This window comes from Rhodococcus sp. Q1 (assembly GCF_004153645.1).
Classification (GTDB): domain Bacteria; phylum Actinomycetota; class Actinomycetes; order Mycobacteriales; family Mycobacteriaceae; genus Rhodococcus; species Rhodococcus gordoniae.
The window spans coordinates 915999-936082 of sequence record NZ_SDMJ01000001.1 but is presented as its reverse complement, the minus strand read 5'-3'; the positions used below and the strand labels follow the sequence as shown (position 1 = coordinate 936082).

Annotated in this window: 16 protein-coding genes; 8 read left to right on the top strand and 8 right to left on the bottom strand. The window is 66.9% G+C overall.

Features of this window, described 5'->3' with window-relative positions:
- The first annotated feature begins 56 nt into the window (after positions 1–56).
- On the top strand, positions 57–1349 hold the full coding sequence (locus EQ874_RS04415) for an ATP-grasp domain-containing protein (RefSeq protein WP_129975789.1): 1293 nt from the start codon (positions 57–59) through the stop codon (positions 1347–1349).
- Between the two features lie 12 nt (positions 1350–1361).
- Entirely contained in the window at positions 1362–3404 is a 2043-nt protein-coding gene (locus EQ874_RS04410) for a CocE/NonD family hydrolase (RefSeq protein WP_129975787.1), read from the top strand.
- A 67-nt stretch (positions 3405–3471) separates the two neighbouring features.
- Here the strand turns inward: EQ874_RS04410 and EQ874_RS04405 are convergent, their stop codons facing one another.
- The 3 genes from EQ874_RS04405 to EQ874_RS04395 form a co-directional block, all read right to left on the bottom strand.
- Positions 3472–3930 (bottom strand): DUF6098 family protein, encoded by a 459-nt coding sequence (locus tag EQ874_RS04405; protein ID WP_129975785.1) that lies wholly within the window; start codon positions 3928–3930, stop codon positions 3472–3474.
- Positions 3931–4013: 83 nt separating this feature from the next.
- Positions 4014–5405 (bottom strand): sugar transferase, encoded by a 1392-nt coding sequence (locus tag EQ874_RS04400; RefSeq protein WP_242496636.1) that lies wholly within the window; start codon positions 5403–5405, stop codon positions 4014–4016.
- A gap of 461 nt (positions 5406–5866) precedes the next feature.
- Positions 5867–6982 carry a glycosyltransferase gene (locus EQ874_RS04395; RefSeq protein ID WP_242496635.1) on the bottom strand — a complete coding sequence of 372 codons (1116 nt, stop codon included), beginning with the start codon at positions 6980–6982 and terminating at the stop codon, positions 5867–5869.
- 183 nt (positions 6983–7165) lie between these two features.
- Here EQ874_RS04395 and EQ874_RS04390 point away from each other — a divergent pair, with 183 nt between their 5' ends.
- Genes EQ874_RS04390 through EQ874_RS04370 form a run of 5 tightly spaced genes read left to right on the top strand, consistent with a single transcriptional unit; the run spans position 7166 to position 13897 of the window.
- Positions 7166–8881, top strand: a complete 1716-nt coding sequence (locus EQ874_RS04390; RefSeq protein WP_242496634.1) for an alpha/beta fold hydrolase — start codon at positions 7166–7168, stop codon at positions 8879–8881.
- Positions 8878–10278, top strand: coding sequence for an O-antigen ligase family protein (locus EQ874_RS04385; RefSeq protein WP_129975779.1), 1401 nt, complete (start codon positions 8878–8880; stop codon positions 10276–10278). Before EQ874_RS04390 ends, EQ874_RS04385 begins: the two co-directional genes overlap by 4 nt.
- A complete protein-coding gene (locus EQ874_RS04380) occupies positions 10161–11243 on the top strand; it encodes a glycosyltransferase family 1 protein (RefSeq protein ID WP_129975777.1) in 1083 nt (360 codons plus the stop codon). Before EQ874_RS04385 ends, EQ874_RS04380 begins: the two co-directional genes overlap by 118 nt.
- Positions 11244–11256: 13 nt before the next feature.
- Complete coding sequence (locus tag EQ874_RS04375) at positions 11257–12804, top strand: flippase (protein ID WP_242496633.1); 1548 nt, start codon at positions 11257–11259, stop codon at positions 12802–12804.
- Positions 12805–12829: 25 nt separating this feature from the next.
- Positions 12830–13897 carry a cellulase family glycosylhydrolase gene (locus EQ874_RS04370; RefSeq protein WP_129975775.1) on the top strand — a complete coding sequence of 356 codons (1068 nt, stop codon included), beginning with the start codon at positions 12830–12832 and terminating at the stop codon, positions 13895–13897.
- Here EQ874_RS04370 and EQ874_RS04365 read toward each other — a convergent pair whose 3' ends face one another.
- Positions 13898–14980 carry a GNAT family N-acetyltransferase gene (locus EQ874_RS04365; RefSeq protein WP_129975773.1) on the bottom strand — a complete coding sequence of 361 codons (1083 nt, stop codon included), beginning with the start codon at positions 14978–14980 and terminating at the stop codon, positions 13898–13900.
- A gap of 163 nt (positions 14981–15143) precedes the next feature.
- Between EQ874_RS04365 and EQ874_RS04360 the strand changes: the two genes are divergently transcribed.
- Positions 15144–16268 (top strand): glycosyl hydrolase, encoded by a 1125-nt coding sequence (locus tag EQ874_RS04360; protein ID WP_129975771.1) that lies wholly within the window; start codon positions 15144–15146, stop codon positions 16266–16268.
- A gap of 3 nt (positions 16269–16271) precedes the next feature.
- Here the strand turns inward: EQ874_RS04360 and EQ874_RS04355 are convergent, their stop codons facing one another.
- The 4 genes from EQ874_RS04355 to EQ874_RS04345 all read right to left on the bottom strand — a co-directional run bounded on the left by EQ874_RS04355 (position 16272) and on the right by EQ874_RS04345 (position 20009).
- Positions 16272–17471 carry an aminotransferase class I/II-fold pyridoxal phosphate-dependent enzyme gene (locus EQ874_RS04355; protein ID WP_129975769.1) on the bottom strand — a complete coding sequence of 400 codons (1200 nt, stop codon included), beginning with the start codon at positions 17469–17471 and terminating at the stop codon, positions 16272–16274.
- Between the two features lie 42 nt (positions 17472–17513).
- A complete protein-coding gene (locus tag EQ874_RS04350; RefSeq protein ID WP_129975767.1) occupies positions 17514–18161 on the bottom strand; it encodes a PhoU domain-containing protein in 648 nt (215 codons plus the stop codon).
- A gap of 38 nt (positions 18162–18199) precedes the next feature.
- Complete coding sequence (locus EQ874_RS22830) at positions 18200–18358, bottom strand: hypothetical protein (RefSeq protein WP_165369194.1); 159 nt, start codon at positions 18356–18358, stop codon at positions 18200–18202.
- A gap of 118 nt (positions 18359–18476) precedes the next feature.
- The gene (locus EQ874_RS04345) at positions 18477–20009 is read right to left on the bottom strand and encodes a hypothetical protein (RefSeq protein ID WP_129975765.1); all 1533 of its coding nucleotides are present in this window, start codon (positions 20007–20009) and stop codon (positions 18477–18479) included.
- Between the last annotated feature and the right edge of the window lie 75 nt (positions 20010–20084).

Below are 20084 nucleotides of genomic sequence, written 5' to 3'. Positions count from 1 at the left end.
GGTCCGTTTCGTTATCCGATTGTTTCGTGCCGCGAGGGAGCGGGAAGGCTTCTTGCATGAGCACCAACATCTTCGTTCTCGGACTCACCGACATCCAGCGCAAGGAACTGGAAACCGTACGCGGCGCCGACCAGCTGAGCTTCTACGGGTTGCTCGACTACGAAAGCCTGGTGGAGCCCGACGAATACGTGTTCGACGATCTTCTCGACGCCTGTCGGCGCGAACTGGACGCCTTCCCTGGCACCGTCGACGGGATCATCGCCCACTGGGACTTCCCCACCAGCGTGCTCGCTCCGATCCTGGCCGCCGAACGCAACATCCCCTCGCCGTCGCTGCGCAGCATCGTCGCCACCGAGCACAAGTACTGGAGCCGCCTGGCCCAGAAGGAATCCGTTCCCGAGTGCGTCCCGCAGTTCAGTTCGTTCGATCCCTTCGACGACAACGCACTCGACAGCATCGAGCTCGACTTCCCGTTCTGGGTCAAGCCCGTGAAATCGCATTCCTCGCAGCTGGGATTCGAGATCCGCAACGAGCAGGAGTTCGCCGACGCCCTCGTCGAGATCCGGGAGAAGATCGGACTGGTCGGCAACGCATTCGACGAAGTGCTGCGCCGCGTCGACCTTCCGGACGAGATCGGGGAGAGCTCCGGCACCACCTGCCTCGCCGAGCAGGTCGTCAGCGGGATCCAGGCCGCTCCCGAGGGCACGATGTTCCAGGGGCAGTTCGGTATTCACGGTGTCTTCGACATGCGCAAGGACGCGGCGGGGCACAGCTTCGAGCGCCTCGACTACCCGGCGAGCACCGTGCCCGACGAGGTGCAGGCACGCATGATCGACATCACCGAGCGTTACCTGCGACACGTCGGCTTCGACAACGGTTGCTTCAACTCCGAATTCATGTGGGACGAGGAGAACGACAAACTCTGGCTGATCGAGGTCAACACGCGAATCTCTCAGTCGCACAGCGAATTGTTCGCCAAGGTCGACGGGAGTTCCAACCACGAGGTGGCCATCGACATCGCGCTCGGCCGGCCGCCCCGGATGCCGTACCGGCAGGGCGAATCCGCCGTCGCGGCGAAGTGCATCATCCCGCGCTACGAGGACGGCATCGTCACGTCGGTGCCCACGGACGCGGACATCGCGCGCCTGCGTGAAACGATCCCCGGCGCCCTGGTGTGCATCGACGTCGCTCCCGGCGACCGGCTCGCCGACCTGCCCAACCAGGATGCCTATCGCTACGAGCTGGGCACCATGTACATCGGCGCCGACAGCGTCGAACAGCTCGGGCAGCGCTATCGGCAAGGACTCGAGGCACTTCCGTTCACCTTCGATCCGGTGCCGGAGAACTGAGAGGAGGTCGGCATGCGCACGATCACAGACCTCCCGAACGAGGTCCGTGTCATCGAGAACGTCTTCATCACGATGCGTGACGGTGCGCGGCTCGCGGCAAGGATCTGGCTGCCCGTCGACGCCGAACAGCACCCCGTGCCCGCGGTATTCGAGTACATCCCCTACCGTAAGCGCGATACCACCCGCGGACGGGACGCACTGAACCATCCCTACATGGCCGGCCACGGCTACGCCTGTGTACGAGTGGACATGCGCGGAAGCGGGGACTCCGACGGGGTGCTGCGCGACGAGTACCTCGCCGACGAACACGACGATGCCTGTGAGGTCATCGAATGGCTGGCGTCGCAACCGTGGTGCGACGGCTCCGTCGGCATGATGGGCATCTCGTGGGGTGGCTTCAACAGCCTGCAGGTCGCCGCGCGCCGGCCGCCGGCCCTGAAGGCGATCGTCAGCGCGTCCGCCACCGAGGATCTGTACGTCGACAACATGCACTACATGGGGGGTTGTCTGTTGTCCGACAACCTGTCCGAGGCGACGGTGATGTTCGCCTTCAACAGCCTGCCCCCCGATCCCGCGATCGTCGGCGACCGGTGGCGCGAGATGTGGCACGAACGGCTCGAGGGCAGTGGACTGTGGATCGAGAAGTGGCTCGAACACCAGCACCGGGACGACTACTGGAAGCGGGCCTCCGTCAACGAGGACTACTCTGCCGTGCAGTGCCCGGTCCTCGCCGTCGGTGGCTGGGCCGACGGGTACACCAACGCCATCTTCCGGTTGATGGAACATCTCGACGTCCCCAGGAAGGGACTGATCGGGCCGTGGGGCCACAAGTATCCGCATCTCGGCGTCCCCGGCCCGGCAATCGGTTTCCTGCAGGAGGTCGTGCGGTGGTGGGACCACTGGCTCAAGGGCATCGACACGGGGGTGATGGACGAACCGATGGTGCGGGCCTGGATGCAGGACGCCATCGAACCGAACCCGTCCTACGCGGAGCGTCCGGGCCGGTGGGTAGCCGAACCGTCGTGGCCGTCACCGAACATCGAGAACCGCCGCTTCACCTTCGATCGGCATGCGCTGCATCCCGACGACGACGGCACCCTCGCGGTCGACGAGAGGCCGCTGCCGCTCCGATCCCCGTTGAGCGTGGGCATGTTCGCCGGCAAGTGGGCCTCCTACGCTGCGACGCCCGACCTGCCGTCGGACCAGCGTGAGGAGGACGGCGGTGCGCTCGTCTTCGAGACCGAGGCGCTCGACACCACGACGGAGATCCTCGGTCGCCCCGAGGTGGAGCTCGAGGTCTCGTCGGACAGTCCGGTGTCGATGCTCGCCGCCCGGTTGTCCGACGTCGCGCCGAACGGTGAGGCGACACGCGTGACCTACGGGTTGCTGAACCTCACCCACCGCGACAGCAGTGAGAAACCGGAAGCTCTCGAACCGGGACGGCGTTATCGCATCCGGATCGAGCTCAACGGGATGGCCCACGTGTTCCCGGCCGGGCACCGCCTCCGGTTGTCGCTGTCCACCTCCTACTTCCCCCTGGCGTGGCCGTCCCCGACACCCGCCGAGGTCACGGTGTACACCGGTGGACATCTGCATCTGCCGGTACGGCCACCGCGACCGGAGGACGCACACCTACGCGAATTCGGGGAGCCGGAGACGGCTCCGGAACTCGGGATCACGCTCCTGCAGCCGGGTGAACACCACTGGCGGACCACCCGCGACCTCGCGACCGGCGTGTCGACTCTCGACATCCTCGACGACCAGGGGTCGTTCCGGATCGACGAGACCGGCACCGTGATCCGGCGCCGCACCCAGGAGTGGTTCAGTTTCGGCGGCAACGATCCGAATTCGGTGCGCGGTGAGACCCGCACCCTGCGCCGCTACGAACGGGACGACTGGCGCACCGAGGTCCGCACCCGCACGATCCTCACCTCCACTCCCGAGGAGTTCGTGATCAACGCCGAGCTCGATGCCTTCGAACTCGACGACGATCACGGCGATCGACGGGTCCATGCGCAGAACTGGCAGCGCCGGATCCCACGGGACCTCGTGTGACACGCACATCGGCAGCCCACCCCGCGCCGCATCGGGGTGGGCTGCCGATGTTCTGCGCGAACGATACTCACGCACTCCTGCGTGAATCGTTGCCGACGTCGAAATGCTCGTCGTACCGGTGTCTCGCCTCGTCCAGGACACCCTTGCTCAGCCGCGCGTGGGGACGGACGTCGACGAGCAACGGTTCGTGATCTGGACCGCGTCCGACCATCCTTCCGGTGAGGATCCACGCGAAGCGTCCGTCCTCCTCGTCGAGTTCGGTGTACTTGCAGAGACGTCGGGCGACCCAGTCCTTGACGGGGCGCCGCCACCACGGCTCAGGGGCGAGAGTGGTGACCGAGAGCCCCGGCAGCGTCAGGTTCGCCTCGTGGTCGCGGCTCGGTCCGTCCTCGGCGTCCGCTGCCGGTCCCCTCGAATATCTCAGGTACAGCAGCGGATCCGTCGCGAGATCGGCGATCTGGTCGAGTGACGTGACGAGTGGGATGTCGTCGGGGTCGGGATGGAATCTTCGGACGGACGTGTTCACCTTCTCCTCCTCCTGCCGACACTCCAGGACGAATTCGAAGAGTTCCCCGCTCCCCGACCGCGAAACCCCGCCGCTCGGTCGGGTCAGTAGGCGCCGTCGCTCGCCAGCACCGCCCGCACCGTCTTCACGACGATGAGCAGGTCCTGCACCATCGACCAGTTCGCCACGTAGAACAGGTCGAGCCGGATACGGTCGGCCTCGGCCAGATCGGATCGGCCGGAGACCTGCCACAGTCCCGTCATGCCGGGACGCACCAGGATGCGGCGGGGAACGAAGCCCGGGATCTTCTCCCCCTCACCGACCGCGAGGGGACGCGGTCCGACGAGACTCATGTCGCGGGAGAGGACGTTGAACAGCTGGGGCAGTTCGTCGATGCTGGTGCGGCGGATGAACCGTCCCACAGGCGTGATCCGCGGATCGCGGGCGGACTTGTAGAAGGTCGCGTCGTCCTGCCCGGTCTGCGTGCGAACTGTATCGACCATCCGGTCGGCGTCGACGACCATGGACCGGAACTTCCACATCCGGAAGACCGTGCCGCCCAGTCCGACGCGTTCCTGCCGGTAGAAGACCGGGCCGCCGTCCTGGAGTTTGATCAGCGCGGCGACCACGAGCATGCCCGGCGCCGCGACCGTCAGGGCAAGGACCGCACACACGAGGTCGAAGGTCGTCTTGGCCAGCCGGTGCGATCCGCGGTACTGCGGCTCCTCGACGTGCACGAACGGCAGTCCGCCCACGGGGTGCATCGACAGTCGCGGCAGGGCGATGTCGGTGACGCCGGGAGCCACCACGAGATCGACGCGGTAGGGCTCGAGCTCCCAGGCCAGATCGCCGATGTCGCCGTTGCCCCAGTGGGTTCCGGCCGCGATCGCGACGGTGTCGGCACCGGAGAGCTTGACGGCGTTGATCACGTCCGTCTCCGCTCCGAGCACCGGGATCTCCTGACCGGCGACGGTGATGACGCGGTCGGTGTCGCCCGTGTGCCCGGTGGTGCACACGCCGACGACGCGGTATCCGGCCGAGGTGTCGCGGACGAACGATCCGACCATCGCATCCACCGCGTGTTCGGAACCGACGACGAGCACCGACGTCCTGAATTCGCCCCGGACGCGGCGCCGCTCGATCACTCGACGGCACCACCGCCGACCGAGAGGCAACGTGACCAGTCCGACGGGAAGAGCCACCAGCAGATAGGCCCGAATCGTGTTCAGGTCGGTGGCGAACGAGTCGACGACGAACGATGCGATGGCGAGCAAGCCGAAGGTCTGCACAGTGGCCCTCGTGACGAGCCGGTATTCCTCCTCACCACTGCCGACGATCGGATCCTTGCGAGATCCGTTGAGCGCGAGCACCGCAAGCCACATACCCGCCACCACCACAGCCGGGCCGACACTGTGGGCCGCCCCATCGATGGTCCAGCCGGCCTGCTGTGCCAGAGCTACGGTCACCATCACGATCGCCGTATCGGTAACCGTCAACGACCTCCGGTAACTCCGCTGCCATCGCCGGCGCGGGACACTTCCGCGACCACCGCTCGTATCACGGGCCGGCACACTGCCGCGCGCCAGCTCGGGTCCGATCCCCATGCTTCTCCTGCTTGCCTACTCCACCCAACAGCGTGGCCCCGACAGCCCGATAGTCGTTTTGGTGCTTTTGTCCGTTTGATCGGACGACGTGCGAGTTTCGTTTCAGTGCACACGGCCACAGTGTCGCAGGCAACATTCACCCGCGAGCGGATACCGAAACGGTCCGAACAGAGTGCGAGTCGGTCTATTTCGCGGGACCACGCACGAGGGAGCAGCATCGAACGGAGTTCGGTGGGCGGCATCGAGACATGGCAATCCCCCATCCCAACCTACGGCTCCCGACCCGGGAGAACCGTACAACAGGGACGAACCACCGACAAGAGTAGAGCTACTCGCCGGTAGCATGATCTGAGTCACCCCGGTCCGGCTCTCTCGCCCACCCAGTCTCGGATACGTCGGCGAAAGTTCTCCGAGGAGAGTCGCGCCACCGACCCGTCGCCCCCCTTCGGCACCGCGTCGATCGCCACGATGCACTCGGCGACGGCCTCCACCGTGTCCTCGTGGAAGCACAAGCCGTCGACACCCTCCGCGACCGTCTCACCAGCACCTCCGAGCGAATTGACGATCACGCGCGCTCCCGCTGCCCGCGCCTCGACAGGCATGATCCCGAAATCCTCCACCGCAGGGAAGACATAGACGTGCGCCTGCTGGTAGAGCGCGTAGAGGAGAGCATCGGACGGCCGTGCGAGGACGTGAACCGGTACCGCCGCCTCGGCGGCGAGCTGCCGCAGCCGGCCCTCCTCCGGTCCGGATCCCGCGATCACCGCGGGCACCCCGGCGAGGTCGGCGGCCCGGATCACCCAATCCAGTCGCTTGTACGGTACGAACCTCGATGCCCCCAGCACGAAGATCTCGGGAAGCCTCTCCAGCAGGGCGGATTCGACCGAGGACAGTTCATCACGCCAGTCGGGCACCGACGAGATGCGGGTCGTCTCGACGGGAGGAAAGATCACACGCGCCTCGACATCCCAGGCCCGCTCGATGCGCCGGCGCACGAAATCGCTGTTCGCAGCGAAGTGCGCACCCTCCCGCGCGCGGAGCCGATCGAGGGCCCGCAGCGGGGGCGCGGCGCACCGCACCGCGAGCGAGGCACCCCGATCGTCCAGCTCGGGATTCCACAGATAGCGCGCGGGGGTGTGCACATAGACGAACTTCTCGAACCCGCTCGGGACGCTCCGGAAGGTGACGTGATGAGCGAAGCAATGCGAGCTGACCAGCGCGAAGTCGTACGAGCCGCGTCGCCGCCGCCAGACGTACGGCATGGCGGACAGGGCAAGCGCCTTGTGCCGTCGCAGGGGTGTGCGCGCCAGGCCGCTCTCGTGGACCGTCCGATCCGGATACCGATCGGCGTCGTCCCACAGGCACAGCACGTCGGAGTCGGGGAAGGTGCGGACGAACTCGTCGAGAACCTTCTCCGAACCTCCGTCGCGTGCGATCCATTCGTGCACCAGGATTCCAGGCACAACCATCCCTTCGAAAACCCCGAATCGTCCGAGGGGTACTTTATGACCCTGCCGGGAGTGAGCGGTAACGGGCCGGAGTGGTGCCTCGATCCGAATGCGTCCGAACGACAAGAAGATTCAGGGTTGAACCACGGGTCGAGAAATCACCCCGTCTTTCACCCCCTCGACAGTGGAGGTCACGGAGTGGATGTGCAATACGCATCGTGGTTCGGTGACGCCGAGTCTCCCCTCCTCGGCCACGTCCACCTTCCCTCCGGCGGCCGCGCACGCGGTGCGGTGGTGCTGTGCCCGCCTCTCGGCAAGGAACATCTCGACACCTATCGGGGGGTCAAGGCCCTCGCCGAACAACTCGCCGAGCGCGGACTCGCGGCATTGCGTTTCGACTACGAGGGCACCGGCGACTCCGCGGGCGATCAGGATTCACCCGATGCGGTCGAGGCATGGCAGCGCAGTGTCGCCGCGGCGGTCGCGACCGCACGTGCCGGCGGCGCCGCACACGTCACCGTCGTGGGATTGCGCGCGGGAGCACTGATCGCAGCCACCTCGCTACCGCAGTGCGGTCCGGTCGATGCCGCAGTCCTGTGGGATCCGATCGTTTCGGGACGCGCATTCCTACGCGAACAACGCGTTCTCTATCGCCTCGCCCTCGGCATGGACCACCCCGACGATCCACGGGTGTCGATGATCGGTGGAGTGCTCGCCCCCGAGGCCGCCGAAACGCTCGGCGCTCTGAGGATCGATCCACGCTCTCTGGCCGGCACACGAACCCTGCTTGCGACCCGGCCCGCTGCCCGTGAAACGCCAGCGGTCGCCCGGCTCGCCGCAGCACTCGAGGCAGACGAACTCTCCTTGCACGGCCATGAGTCCTTCACCACACCCAGCACCCTCCACCCGGCGATCCCGACCGGTCACCTCGGCCGCATCGCCGACTGGATCGGTGCTGCCGCACCGAGCTCGACCACGGAAATCCGCTTCCCCGACCGGAAACATGCGGTCGTCGCGACTACCGACACCGGAGTTCCGATCACGGAAAGCGCGGAGTACCTCGGCCCGAACTCGATGTTCGCTCTTCGAACCCAGGGAGTGAGAGGCACGGGCTCCGCCGGTTCGACGGTGTTGTTCTTCGGGACCGCGTACGAACACCGGGTCGGGCCGAGCCGACTGTGGGTCGATCTCGCGCGCAGTCTCGCCGCGCACGGCGTCTCCTCGATACGTTTCGACAGGACCGGCGTGGGCGACACCGGCACGGCACACAGAGCGGTCCCCACTCCGCTGTACTCGGATACGTCCGATCGCGACGCAGAAGATGCCGTCGCCTCGCTCGGCGTCGCCCCAGGGGATCTCGTCGTGATGGGACTGTGCTCCGGAGCATGGTACGCGGCATGGGTCGGCATCCGAGGGCACGCGCGCGCGGCTGTACTCGTGAACATGATCCTGTGGTCGACCCATCGACGGAAGTCACTGCGGAACATGCTCGCTCCCCCCGCACCCGAAGCACCCGAAGCACCCGGAAAAGTCGACAACAGTTCCGTTACTCTTCGCGCCCGCATCAAACCGTGGGCGCAGAGGCATCTTCCGTACCGGCTGTGGCTGTTGCTCGGGAGGTTCGGCGTCACACAGGTGCCCGAAGTCGTACTCGAAGCGCTGCGACGTGCAGACGTTTCGACCACGGTCGTGCTGTCGGCCCAGGATCATCGTTCCTTCGAATCCCAGCGCGGAGAGGAGGGCCTGATGCGGTTGCGACGCCGCGGATTCACCGGTCACATCATCGCCGGACCGGTGGGCGATCACGGCGGCTATCACCGCGACGGCCGTGAATTCCTCAGGTCTGCTGTCACTTCCACCATCCTCGGCGAGTTCGGGACAGTGCCGGTCGAGCCGATGAACAGTGAGCGCGTCTCGTGACGACGCCTGTCCTGCTGCTCGCCCTTCCGGCAGTGATCGCGCTGTTCGCGCTCTTGTATCTACGGGCGCAGAACGGCCTGCTGATCGTCGCGGCCCTCACTCCGCTGCATGGTCTGCTGACGATCGTGCCCGGCGGGCAGGCACTCGCGCCATGGAAGGAAGGCGTTCTCCTCCTCACTCTCGCAGCCACATTCGTCAGTCCGTACCGTCGCCGACTTCCCGCTCCGTCGTATCCGTGGTGGCCGGCTGTGGCCGCCTGGGTGGCGATGGGCGTACTGTCCGCTCTTGCCGTCTCCGGACTCGCCGGCATCACGGCGCTCAAGATCACGTATTTCTATCTGGTCATCCCTGTCATCCTGTGGCGCGCGCCCTTCGACGCCCGCGACCGCGATCGCCTCGTCACGATCATCATGGGTATGGGGGTACTGACCGCGGTGGTCGGTCTCGCACAGCAGGTCGTCGGCGGAGAGCGACTCGCCGAACTCGGCTATCGCTGGGACGAGCATCTCCGCACCACCGGTGGGATCCTGCGCAGTTTCAGCACCTTCACCACGCCGTTCGCCTTCGGGTTGTTCGTCATGATCTCCCTGATCGTCGGTTGCGCAGTAGCGTTCGCCGACCCGCATCGGCTCCGCAACAAGGTGTTCCTGTGCGCAACGCCGATCATGCTGCTCGGCATGGGTGTGACCATCGTGCGCGCCAGTTATATCGGGCTGGCGGTCGCCCTGTTGTGGTTCGCGATCCACCGCTACCGGGCTTTGTTCCTCGCCTTCGGCAGCATCGCGGTGCTCGTACCGATCGTCCTCGTCGCTGCACCGAGTTCGGTTCTCGCAACGCTGTTCTCCTCGTCGAGTCTCGGCGAACGCGGCGACGGGTGGTCGCAGACCCTGTCGTCACTGTGGGTGCACCCCTTCGGCCAGGGACTCGGCGCGACCGGCTCGGCCGCATCCAAGCATCTCGGTGACGGCAACCCCATGCTGTCGGATCTGTCGTTGCACGCCGCGGTGCAGTTCGGGTTCATGCCCTATCAGCCCGACAACTACTACATGAAGCTCGCCGTGGAACTGGGCCCCTTGGGGGTGTGGTTGTTCGTTCTCGTACTCGTGTGCGCCGCGGTCTCGACGCTGCGCGCATCGCGGATCATGAGCGGGCAGGATTCCGCCCTCGCACTCGGTGTCAGCGGCACGATCGTCGCGGCAGCGATCGCCTCCACGGTGGCGACCTATCTCGAGATCTTCCCTCTCGACGTCTATTTCTGGCTACTGTTAGGAACTGTCGGATGCGCACTGACCCAACACTGGTCACTTCACCGAAACTTGCCCCCCACATCGGATTCGGCGCCCTCGCACTCCGTCCGTCCGGTAGTGGCGTCCAGACCTACGTCCGGGAACTCCTGAACGCGCTCGATCTCCTGCTCCCCGCAGCGGCGCTGCGGGCCTCCGTGCAACATGACGCGACGGGCGAGCTGCCGTGTCGCGTGGCCCCGCACGTGCGGCCGGTCGCCGACGGAGTGCGACGGATGCTCTACGCCAAGATGCCCGTGTGGGGCGTCGACTTGTTCCACAGTCTCGACGTCGACGTCCCTGTTCTGTGTTCGGGCGTCACCGTCTCGACGTTCCACGACCTGGCCGTCTTCGACACCCCGTGGGCGTTCGGCAAGTATCGTGCCGCCGGTGAGCGCGCCCTGTTGCGAGATGCCATGAGGCGGGCGGACGTGCTCGTCGCGGTCTCGAACTTCACCGCCGAACGTCTGCATGCCCTGTGCGGTCGCGAGGCCGTGGTCACCCCGCTCGCACCCGCGGTCTGGGCGAAACCTCCCACCCCCGAGAAGGTGCGGGACATCCGCAGGGCCTACCGGCTGCCCGAACGGTTCGTCCTGCAGGTCGGCACCGTCGAACCTCGCAAGGACGTCGCGCTCGTCGCCGCCGCATGCCGCATCCTCGACATCCCCCTGGTGCTGGCCGGGGCCGGGTCCACCGGACCCGACGCGCCGGCCGGTTCGATCGGTCTCGGTTACGTTCCCACCGCACACCTCCCGGCACTGTACGCCGCGGCGAGCGCCGTCGCGTACGCCTCGCGCTACGAAGGTTTCGGGTTGCCGCCGCTCGAGGCGATGGCGTGCGGGGGCGCGGTGGTGACGAGCGCCGTCGGTGCCCTGCCCGACATCGTCGACGACGGAGCACTGCTCGTCACCGAACACACGGAGACATCGTGGACCGCGGCGTTGCGGGTGGTCGTCCACGACACCGATACCGCCGATGCGCTGCGCGCACGCGGACGCGAGGTCGCCGCGACCTCGACCTGGAGGCGCACCGCCGAGCTCACACGCGACGCTTACCGCATCGCAGGCCTGAGAATCTGAGAAGGCCGCCGCCGTGGGCAGACATTCGCTGGCCGACCGCATGGCCGAGACCGTCGTGATGGAACGGATCGCCGCGGCGCACGACCCCGGGGGCACTCTCCACGAACCCCGGACACCCCGGCTCGACGGGCGTGCCGCGCGGCGCAACACCGTCGTGATGCTCGGCAGCCGGCTCGCCGTCGCGTCGATGGGCTGGGCCGGTTCGATGATCGTCGCCCGCGCGCTGGCACCGGACGACTTCGGCAAGTTCTCCTTCGTCTTCGGCCTGCTCGGGTTGCTGTCCGTCGTCACCGATCTCGGCGTGGGCCGCGTGGTGCTCGCCAAGCTCGTCGAATGCAATCCATGGGAGGTCTCCTACGTCACCACCGCGTTCATCGCGTTGCGTGGCGTGCTCGGTCTGCTCGGTTACGCACTGGCCATCGGGTACGTACTACTCCTCGGATACTCCTCCGATGTCGTCTGGGCGACGGTGATCGCGGGGCTCGTCGTGGTGATCGCGACTCCCAACAACGCCCTGTCCGTCATGTATCAGAGCCGTCTGCGGATGGCGTCGGTGGCTGTAGCCGAGACCTTCGGCCAACTCGCCCAACTGATCGCCACCATCGCTGCCGTGCTGTGGAATCCGGTGCTGCTCGTACTCGTGGTGCCGGCCGTGATCAACGAAATCGCCGGGGCGGGCATTCTCGTGCGCGGCGTACGTGCGGGGAAGGCCGGCCCCCTGCCCGCCGCGCGCGCCCAGTTGTGGCGCTGGCGGGAGATGCTCGTCGAAGCGATCCCGCTCAGCATCGGTTTCGCTCTGCTCACGGTGCTGTCCAAAGTCGACATCCTCATGCTCGGCCGAATGGACACCTTCGACTCGGTAGGTCTGTACACCGTCGGCTACAAGTTCGCCGATCTTCTGTCGATGGTCTCGTCGACGGTTGTCGGTCCCGTGACCACGCTGCTGGTCGCGACCTGGCCGGCGCAGAGCGAACAGTTCCGCCACCGCACACGTGAGGCGGCGATGCTCCTCGCGGTGCTGGGTGCAACAGCTGCGGCCGCCTTCTGGTCGTCGGCCGACGGCGTTCTCTCTCTCCTCTACGGCGATCGGTTCGCCGACGCCGCCGACGCCTCGCGCTTGCTGGTACTGGGCAGTGCCCTGTCGATGCTCACCCAACTCGGTCTCACCGTGCTCATCGCGACCGCTCGACACCGGGTGTATCCCTGGGTCGCAGCGGCCGCGCTCGTCGGGAACGTCTGCGCGAACCTCGTGCTCATCCCCCGCATGTCGTTCGACGGAGCAGCTCTGGCGACCACGCTCACCGAGGCCGCGATGCTCGTTGCGATCTGGATCGTCGTGGCCCGTACGGTGCGGATCGGGCGCTTGTTCCCCTTCGCAGAGACCTGCGCGATCGCAATGCTGGGTGTTGCGGTGGCCGTGTGGATGTCGCTGTTCGCGGAGCGCTACGATCTCCCCTGGCCCGTCACCGCCGTCATCTCGGCAGTCTGTGTTCTGGCCGGAACCCATGTCCTTCCCATCACCGGCGGGCTCGGCCTCGTCGGTCTCGTCAAGTCCCGTTGAGGTTGCAGTGTCCCTTCCGCGGTCCATGCCACTCCGCGCCGTCGTCACCCTCGTCGGTGTGTTCGCTCTGTCGTGCACCCAGAGCACCGAGGCACGCGACTGCCGGACCGATCTGACGGGCGGAAGCCTGGGAATTGCGACCGGCTCCGGCCTGGATACCCTCGACGACACCGATCTCGGGGCGTACATGTCGGCGATCGCCGACAGCGGTGCCGGCTGGATCCGGTTCGACATGGACTGGTCGATCATCGAACCGGCGCGTGGTCGCTTCGACTGGAGCGGCACCGACCGGGTGGTCGCCGCGGCCGAGTCGCACGACCTGCAGGTGCTGGGCCTGCTCACCCACACCCCGCGCTGGGCGCGGACATCGGAGGTCGAACCCGAGGACACGCACGGCATGCCCGCCGACCCCGGCGAATTCGGACGCTTCGCGGGCGACGTCGCCGATCGTTATTCCGACACCGTCACGCACTGGGAGATCTGGAACGAGCCGAACCTGACGGCCTTCTTCACACCGCAACCCGACGTCGGCGCGTACGCGGAGCTGCTCGTTGCGGCGTCGGATGCCATCCACAACGTCGACCCCGGAGCAGTGGTGGTCACCGGCGGCTTGTCCCCCGCCACCGACAACGGATCGGACATCGCGCCCACGACGTTTCTCACCGAACTGTACGACCAGGGTGTTTCATGGACCTTCGACGTGGTGGGCATGCATCCTTACAGCTACCCCGCCCTGCCGTCCGATGCGTCGACGTCCGACTGGAACTCCTTCTACCGCATGCGCGAGATGCGCACCGTCATGGTCGAAAGGGGAGACTCCGACAAGCCGATCTGGGCGACGGAGTTCGGGGCGCCCACCGGAACGGGCACCGACGCTGTCGGGTTCGCGGAGCACGCGGAGATCCTGCGCGACGGGATCACCGAACAGCGCGCGCTGGGATTCGTGGACAAACTGTTCGTCTACAGTCTGCTCGACCGGGGCACCGACGTGGCCGATCGCGAGCAGAACTTCGGGGTCCTCGCGTACGACGGGTCGCCCAAACCGGCCTGGGACGTGCTGCGCACGGCGGCGGTCACTCCCGGTTGCCTCTGATCACGAACGGTTCGACGTGAGGGCGTCGCGCGCGGCCAGGCGCAGGGGACGGATGAGACCGGCTCCGAGGTCCGCGGCGCGCAGGGTCCACCGGTGGTGCGGTCGCGAGGTGGGAACGGCGACGATGCGCCCCACCCGGTAATCACCGTTCGCCCACTGTTCCTTGAATTCGGATGTGCCGAGCAGATAGTCGAAGCGGTTGATGCCCAGTTCGTCGTGCCGATCGGTCAGCCGTCGCTGCAGCAACTGTCCGGGCTGGTGACGGCGCACCTCGGGATGGAAGCGGCCGATCCACATCTCCGCCGTCGTGCCGGTGCGGAACATGATCTCGTGGGCCATCCACCGGTCGCCGACGAGTAGACCTACGACGAGCAACCTTCCCGCACGGGCCTCGGCGTCGAGCAACGGCCGGGTGAAAGCGGTGAACGGAGGCGCACAGAAGTCGTCGCGTCCGCTGTGCTCGTCGGCGGCCGCAGCGACCGCGGTGATGTCGGACCATCTCTGCGCGAGATGGTCCGGATCGCACACCACGTCGACGGAGGCCGGGGTGCCCTCCCGTGCCAGCGAGCGTTCGAGTCGGGACAGCGTCTTCAGTGTGCGTCGACCACGCAACGATTCGGCGCCGGCGCCGGTGGCGAGATCGATGGTCAGGCATCGTTCGGTTCCGGCGATGTCGACGCTCCAGCGAGGCGAGGCCTGCAGCATCTCCACAAGAGGGTCGGTGAGATCGACGTGGTCGAGTTGCAATGCCATGTTCCGGTCGGCGATGCCGTTGAGCAGATCGGCGAGTGCCGCCTCGTCGGTCGCGAGGAAGGTTCCTATCGTGGCGAGGCCGTGGGCCGGCAGCCGGAGCGCGGTGACCCCGAGCCGGGTGCGGGCGTGCAGGGGCGCGAGTCCGACGAGTCGACCGCCGCGCCGGACGGTGCACACCGCCGATCGTCCGCGTCCCATTCGGTTCCAGGCCAGCGCGTACGAAGGCCGGGTCGCGACACGCTGTCCCAGCTCCTGCGCGAGGTCGTCCCATTCCGTGAAGAGCCGGGTGGCCGATGCCTCATCGTGGATCTCGAAACTCACGGTGCGCATGCACCGGATTCTTCAGTCCACGAATCCTGCATCTTCCGGTCCTCTCCTCGTTACAGTGAATTCGCGGCATCGGTCTGCCGCTCGCTCCACGAGAAGAATCGTAGGTCGGTGGCGCGACGTTACGACCGATGCCCGAATTGTCCGTTCTACCACAGGAGAGTCGATGGGTCGTCCAGCACGCGCCATACTTACCGCAGTCCTCGCGTGCTCCCTCGCAGCACTCGCAGCGTGCGCCCCACCGATCCAACCGACTCCACCGACGACCTGCGGGAGTGATGACATCGGCATCGCGGCCGGCGCCCCGCTGATGTACCTGCCGGACACCGAACTCGACCGCGAACTCGATGCGATCCGTGCGGTGGGCGCTCGGTGGCTGCGCGTGGACATCGACTGGTCGGTGATCGAACCGAACCGCGGGCAACAGAATTGGTCGATCCCGGACCGCGTGGTGGACCGCGCTCGCACACGCGGACTCGAAGTGGTCGGCATCATCGCGTACACGCCGGCCTGGGCGCGCGTCGCGGGCGGAGCCGACACCCACGGATATCCCGCCGATCCGGCGGCGTTCGCCACCTTCTCCCGCCAGGTCGCGCAACGTTATTCGACCCGTGTGAGCCATTGGGAGATCTGGAACGAACCGAATCTGACCGGTTTCTTCCGGCCCCGGGCCGACATCGGGAAATATGTCGAACTGCTCGCGGCGGCGGCACCGGCCATCAAGTCCGTGCAACCCGGCGCGCGCATCCTCAACGGTGGCCTCGCCCCCGCTGTGGACGACGGCACCAACATCTCACCGGTCACCTATGTGCAACAGCTCTACGCACGAGGTGCACAGCAGTACTTCGACATCCTGTCGATCCATCCCTACAGCTATCCGGCGCTGCCGAACGACGCGAGCACACAGAGCTGGAACACCTTCTACCGCATGCGCCTGATGCGCGACACCATGGTGCAGTACGGCGACGCGGCCACCCCGATCTGGGCGACGGAGTTCGGCGCCCCGACCGGAACCGCCTCGAACGCAGTGAGCGCACAACGGCAGGCGGACATCATCGCAACCGGCATCGCGGAGGCACGCCGGCTGGGCTGGGTGCAGAAGGTGTTCGTCTACTCGATGCGCGACCGCGGGACGAACCAAGCCGATGTAGAGCAGAACTTCGGCTTGCTCTACCAGAACTTCACGGCGAAACCTTCACGCGCCGTGGTCGCTTCGGCCGCACAAGCATGCACGACCGTGAGCGATTCGCTCGAGATCACGACCCCGCCCGCAGTGGATCCGGTCTGGTGATCATCAGGAGCCGAGCGCGTCGGTGACCCCGTCGAGGATCCGATCGAGGATCGGCGCCGACGTCGCGAAGTTGATGCGCAGAAAATTGCGCGCTCCGGAGCCGAACCGCACCCCGCCGTCGGCGAGGACGCGTCCTCGATCGCGCACGGTCGACACCGGATCGTCGATGCCGAGCGGTCCGGTGTTCAACCACGTCAGGTAGGTGCCCTGCGGCAGGTGATGCCGCAGGTCCGGGATCCGTTCGCGCAGAACCTCGTCCACCCGCCGGCGATTCCGGTCGAGGACGCGCAGCAGATCGCGCTGCCACGCGTCGCCCTCACGCCACGCCGCGAGCGTGGCGACCACTCCCGGAACCGAGACCGTCCCGTACAGGTCGAAGGGTTCCGCGTCCCGGCGCTTCAGCAGGGTCTCGGACCCGTAGTGCACCACCGCGCACCGCATCCCTGCGAGATCGAACGCCTTGCTCGCCGAGGTGAGCGTGACGGTGCGCGCAGCAACCTGCGGTCCGAGCGAAGCGAACGGGATGTGCCGATGCGGTTCGTAGATGAGCTCGGCGTGGATCTCGTCGCTGACGACGAGCATGTCGAATCGTTCGGCGAGGTCGGCGATCCGCTCGAGTTCCTCACGTGTGAGCACTCGCCCGGTGGGGTTGTGCGGATCGACGAGCACCAGCACCCGCGGACGACGCCGCGCCACCAACGGCTCGAACGTCTCGAAGTCGAGCACCCACCCGTCACCTCGATCGACGAACGGAAAGTCGATCTGCTGCAGTCCCATCCGCCGCAGCGACGCCAGGAACGGCGGATAGCTCGGTGTCTGGATCGCCACCGCGTCCCCGCGTGTGGTGCTCAGGTGCAGCACGAGCTGTAGTGCCTGGATGAGATCCGTCTGCTCACGGACGGCACCGGGATCGGGTGCCCAGCCGTAGCGCGTGCGCATGCGCTGCGCGAACTCCTCGCGCAGCGGCGTGCCGTGGAACCAATCGGGATAGCCGAGATCGCTACGGTCGACCAACTCGTGCAGCGCACGCGCGATCGGCGGTGCGACCGGGAAGTCCATGTCGGCGACCCATGCGGGAGTCAACCCGCCGGCTGCCGCCCGTGCCCACTTGGCACCGGACCGCGCCGCCAGGGCGTCGAAGTCGAGGTCGTCGAACCCGGGCACGCCAGGACCGCCGACCGAGAGACGCTCGTCGCTGGTCACGGGGAAAGAATCGCATGGTTCCCGGCGCTCCGCGCGCCGAAGTCAGGCCGCCGGTCGCTGGCCGGTGACGAAGAAGATCAACCGATCGGCAACGTCGACGGCCTGGTCGCCGAAACGCCCGTAGAAACGCGCGAGGAGTGCAGTGTCGACCGCCGTCCGGATATCCCCGTCCCACTCGGGGCTCTCGAGCAGGGCGAGCAGTCGCGAGTGCACCGCATCGAGTTCGGTCTCGATGGCATGGGTGCCCTTGATCGTCTCGAGGTCGAAGTCGGTGAATGCGTCGCGCAGGATCGCAACGATCTCCGCCGCGAGTTCGGCCATCCGGCAAAGATCCTCGCGCAGAAGGTCGGACACCAGCGACTCGGGATGGCGACGCCGTACGACCCGCGCGATGTGCAGGCTCAGCTCACCCATCCGGGTGAGATCGCCCGTGATACGAACCGCGGAGAACACCAACCGCAGGTCGGCGGCGACGGGACCCTGCAGGGCGAGGATCCGCACCGCTCGCTCGGAACAGTCGGTGTCGAGTTCGGCGATCCGTGCGTCGAGATCGAGGGCGGCCTGGGCTGCGTCGAGATCGGTGTCGAACAACGCGTGAGTGGCCAGGTCGAGCCCCTCGGCGGCAACCGCTGCAAGCTCGCCGAGGCGTCCGACCAGGTCGTCGAGCTGCCCTCGGAACAATTCCCTCATGTCTCGCTCCCTCCTCGTCGCAATCGTCGACCAGGAGCCTAACGACGCGCGTCGACGACGCTCTCTGCGGCGACGTCCTCGGTGGACGATACAGAGCTCACGTCGTCGTCCATGCGGGCGAGATGAGCCTTGATCCATTCGGTGCTTCCCGGCGTCGCGGTGCTGTGCTGCGGGGTGCCGGCAATGCAGATAGACAAATCGATTCCCTCGTCGTGACGCCGATGTGCTCGGCTGCGCAGGCCACACCCATCCCCTGGAGTGACCGTCATCACTATAGCGTGTCGGGGTAGGGATTCAACTCGAGCGGAAACCGGATCAGTGACGTGGCGACGTCTCCTGGTGCTTGCCGTAGCCCTGCTGTTCCACGTAGCCCTGCTGTTCCACGTAGCCCTGCTGTTCCACGTAGCCCTGCTGTTCCGCGTAGCCGTAGTCGTACCCTTCGTCGTAGCGGTACTGCGGGTAGCCCCGGTTCTCGGGCGGCACGAACAGCGATTCGGATTGCGACGCCACCAGCGGTGCGGGAGTCGACGGTACCGGAGCAGGCCGTACCGGAGCAGGCTGTGGCACGACAGGGTGCGGCGCGGCGGCCCGGGCCGGAGCGGACGGTACGGGTGCCGGGTCGTGGGGAGCGGTCTCCACGGCCGGGCCGCGACGGCGAGCCGGGAGCACGGGCATCAACTCGCGTCCGGCACCGAGCACGACGAGACGCGTGGGCACCTCGATCTCCGCCAGCGCACGGAGGGTGTCCTCTGTTTCCGCACGCTCCTCCGCCCCGGCCTGCAGCACGACCACGGCGAGCGCGAGCCCTTCGGTGTGCACTCGTGTCCACCACTGCTCGCCGATCCCGCAACTCACGACCCGATCGCCGACGTCGGCGAATGCATCGGTGTCGATGGTCACGCCGTCCCCGTGCAGAAGCAGTACGGAGTCGCCCAGCGACGCACGTTGCCGAAGCATGACGACAGTGTCGAGCGGCAGAGTCGTCCGGGCGTCTCTCTCCACCTGCACGGCCGAGCGGTAGCGACGCGCGACGCGCCGGGCCCATGCCGCATCGTTCGTCGCGCCGAAGCGCCCGTTCAGCGCGACCAGCAACTCGGCGACGAGGACGAATACGGCGAGGAACGCCACCGCGGCTTCGGCCCGAGGTTGAGGCGACACCTTCGACCCACTGCCCGCCGGCACCGACAGCACCTGGAGGTATTCGAGGCTTGCGCCCGAGCGCGCCTGGCGGAGTTGTTCGAGGCGGGCATCGAGGTCGGCCTGCACCGCCGGGTCGGCCGTACCCTCCTCGTCGGCCGCGGTACTCGCGGCGAGGTCGGTACGCAGTCCGCCGACGATGGCGTCGAGTTCGGCGATGCGTGCATCGAGCGCTGCCCGATTCCGATCCGTCTGCGCGCGGTCGAGCTGGGTGACGACGACCTGCGCGAGATGGTCTGCAGAGGCCTGAGAATCGGCTCGGGCGGTCACGGTGAGCAAGGTCGGTGACGAGCCGTACCCCACGTCGATCCTCGATGAAAGTCCCGCAGGGTCGTCGTTTGCCTCGGTCGCGATCGCGGCCACGACCGCCGAGTCCTGAGACAGTGCGACGTACGGCGCGATGAGCTGCCCGAGCGTGGCGTCGGATCCGGACACCGCGGACGCCGAGCGGATCTCCGCGACGAGCGATGATTCGTACACACCGGGACCGTTCTCACGAACGAAGAACACCGCGACCGCGGCGAGGGCGGCAACGAGTGCGGCGGGCACGGCCACACGGGCGAGATCGCGGGCATGACCCACGAGATCGACGGTCGGTGGGACACCGAGTTCGCGACGCAGTTCGGCGTCGCGGATGCTTCGTTCGGACACGATGCACTGGCCTTTCGCTGTCGCCCTTCACTGGGCAGGTCGACAGTGTGTCGCACCGAATCGGGCAAACGTTAC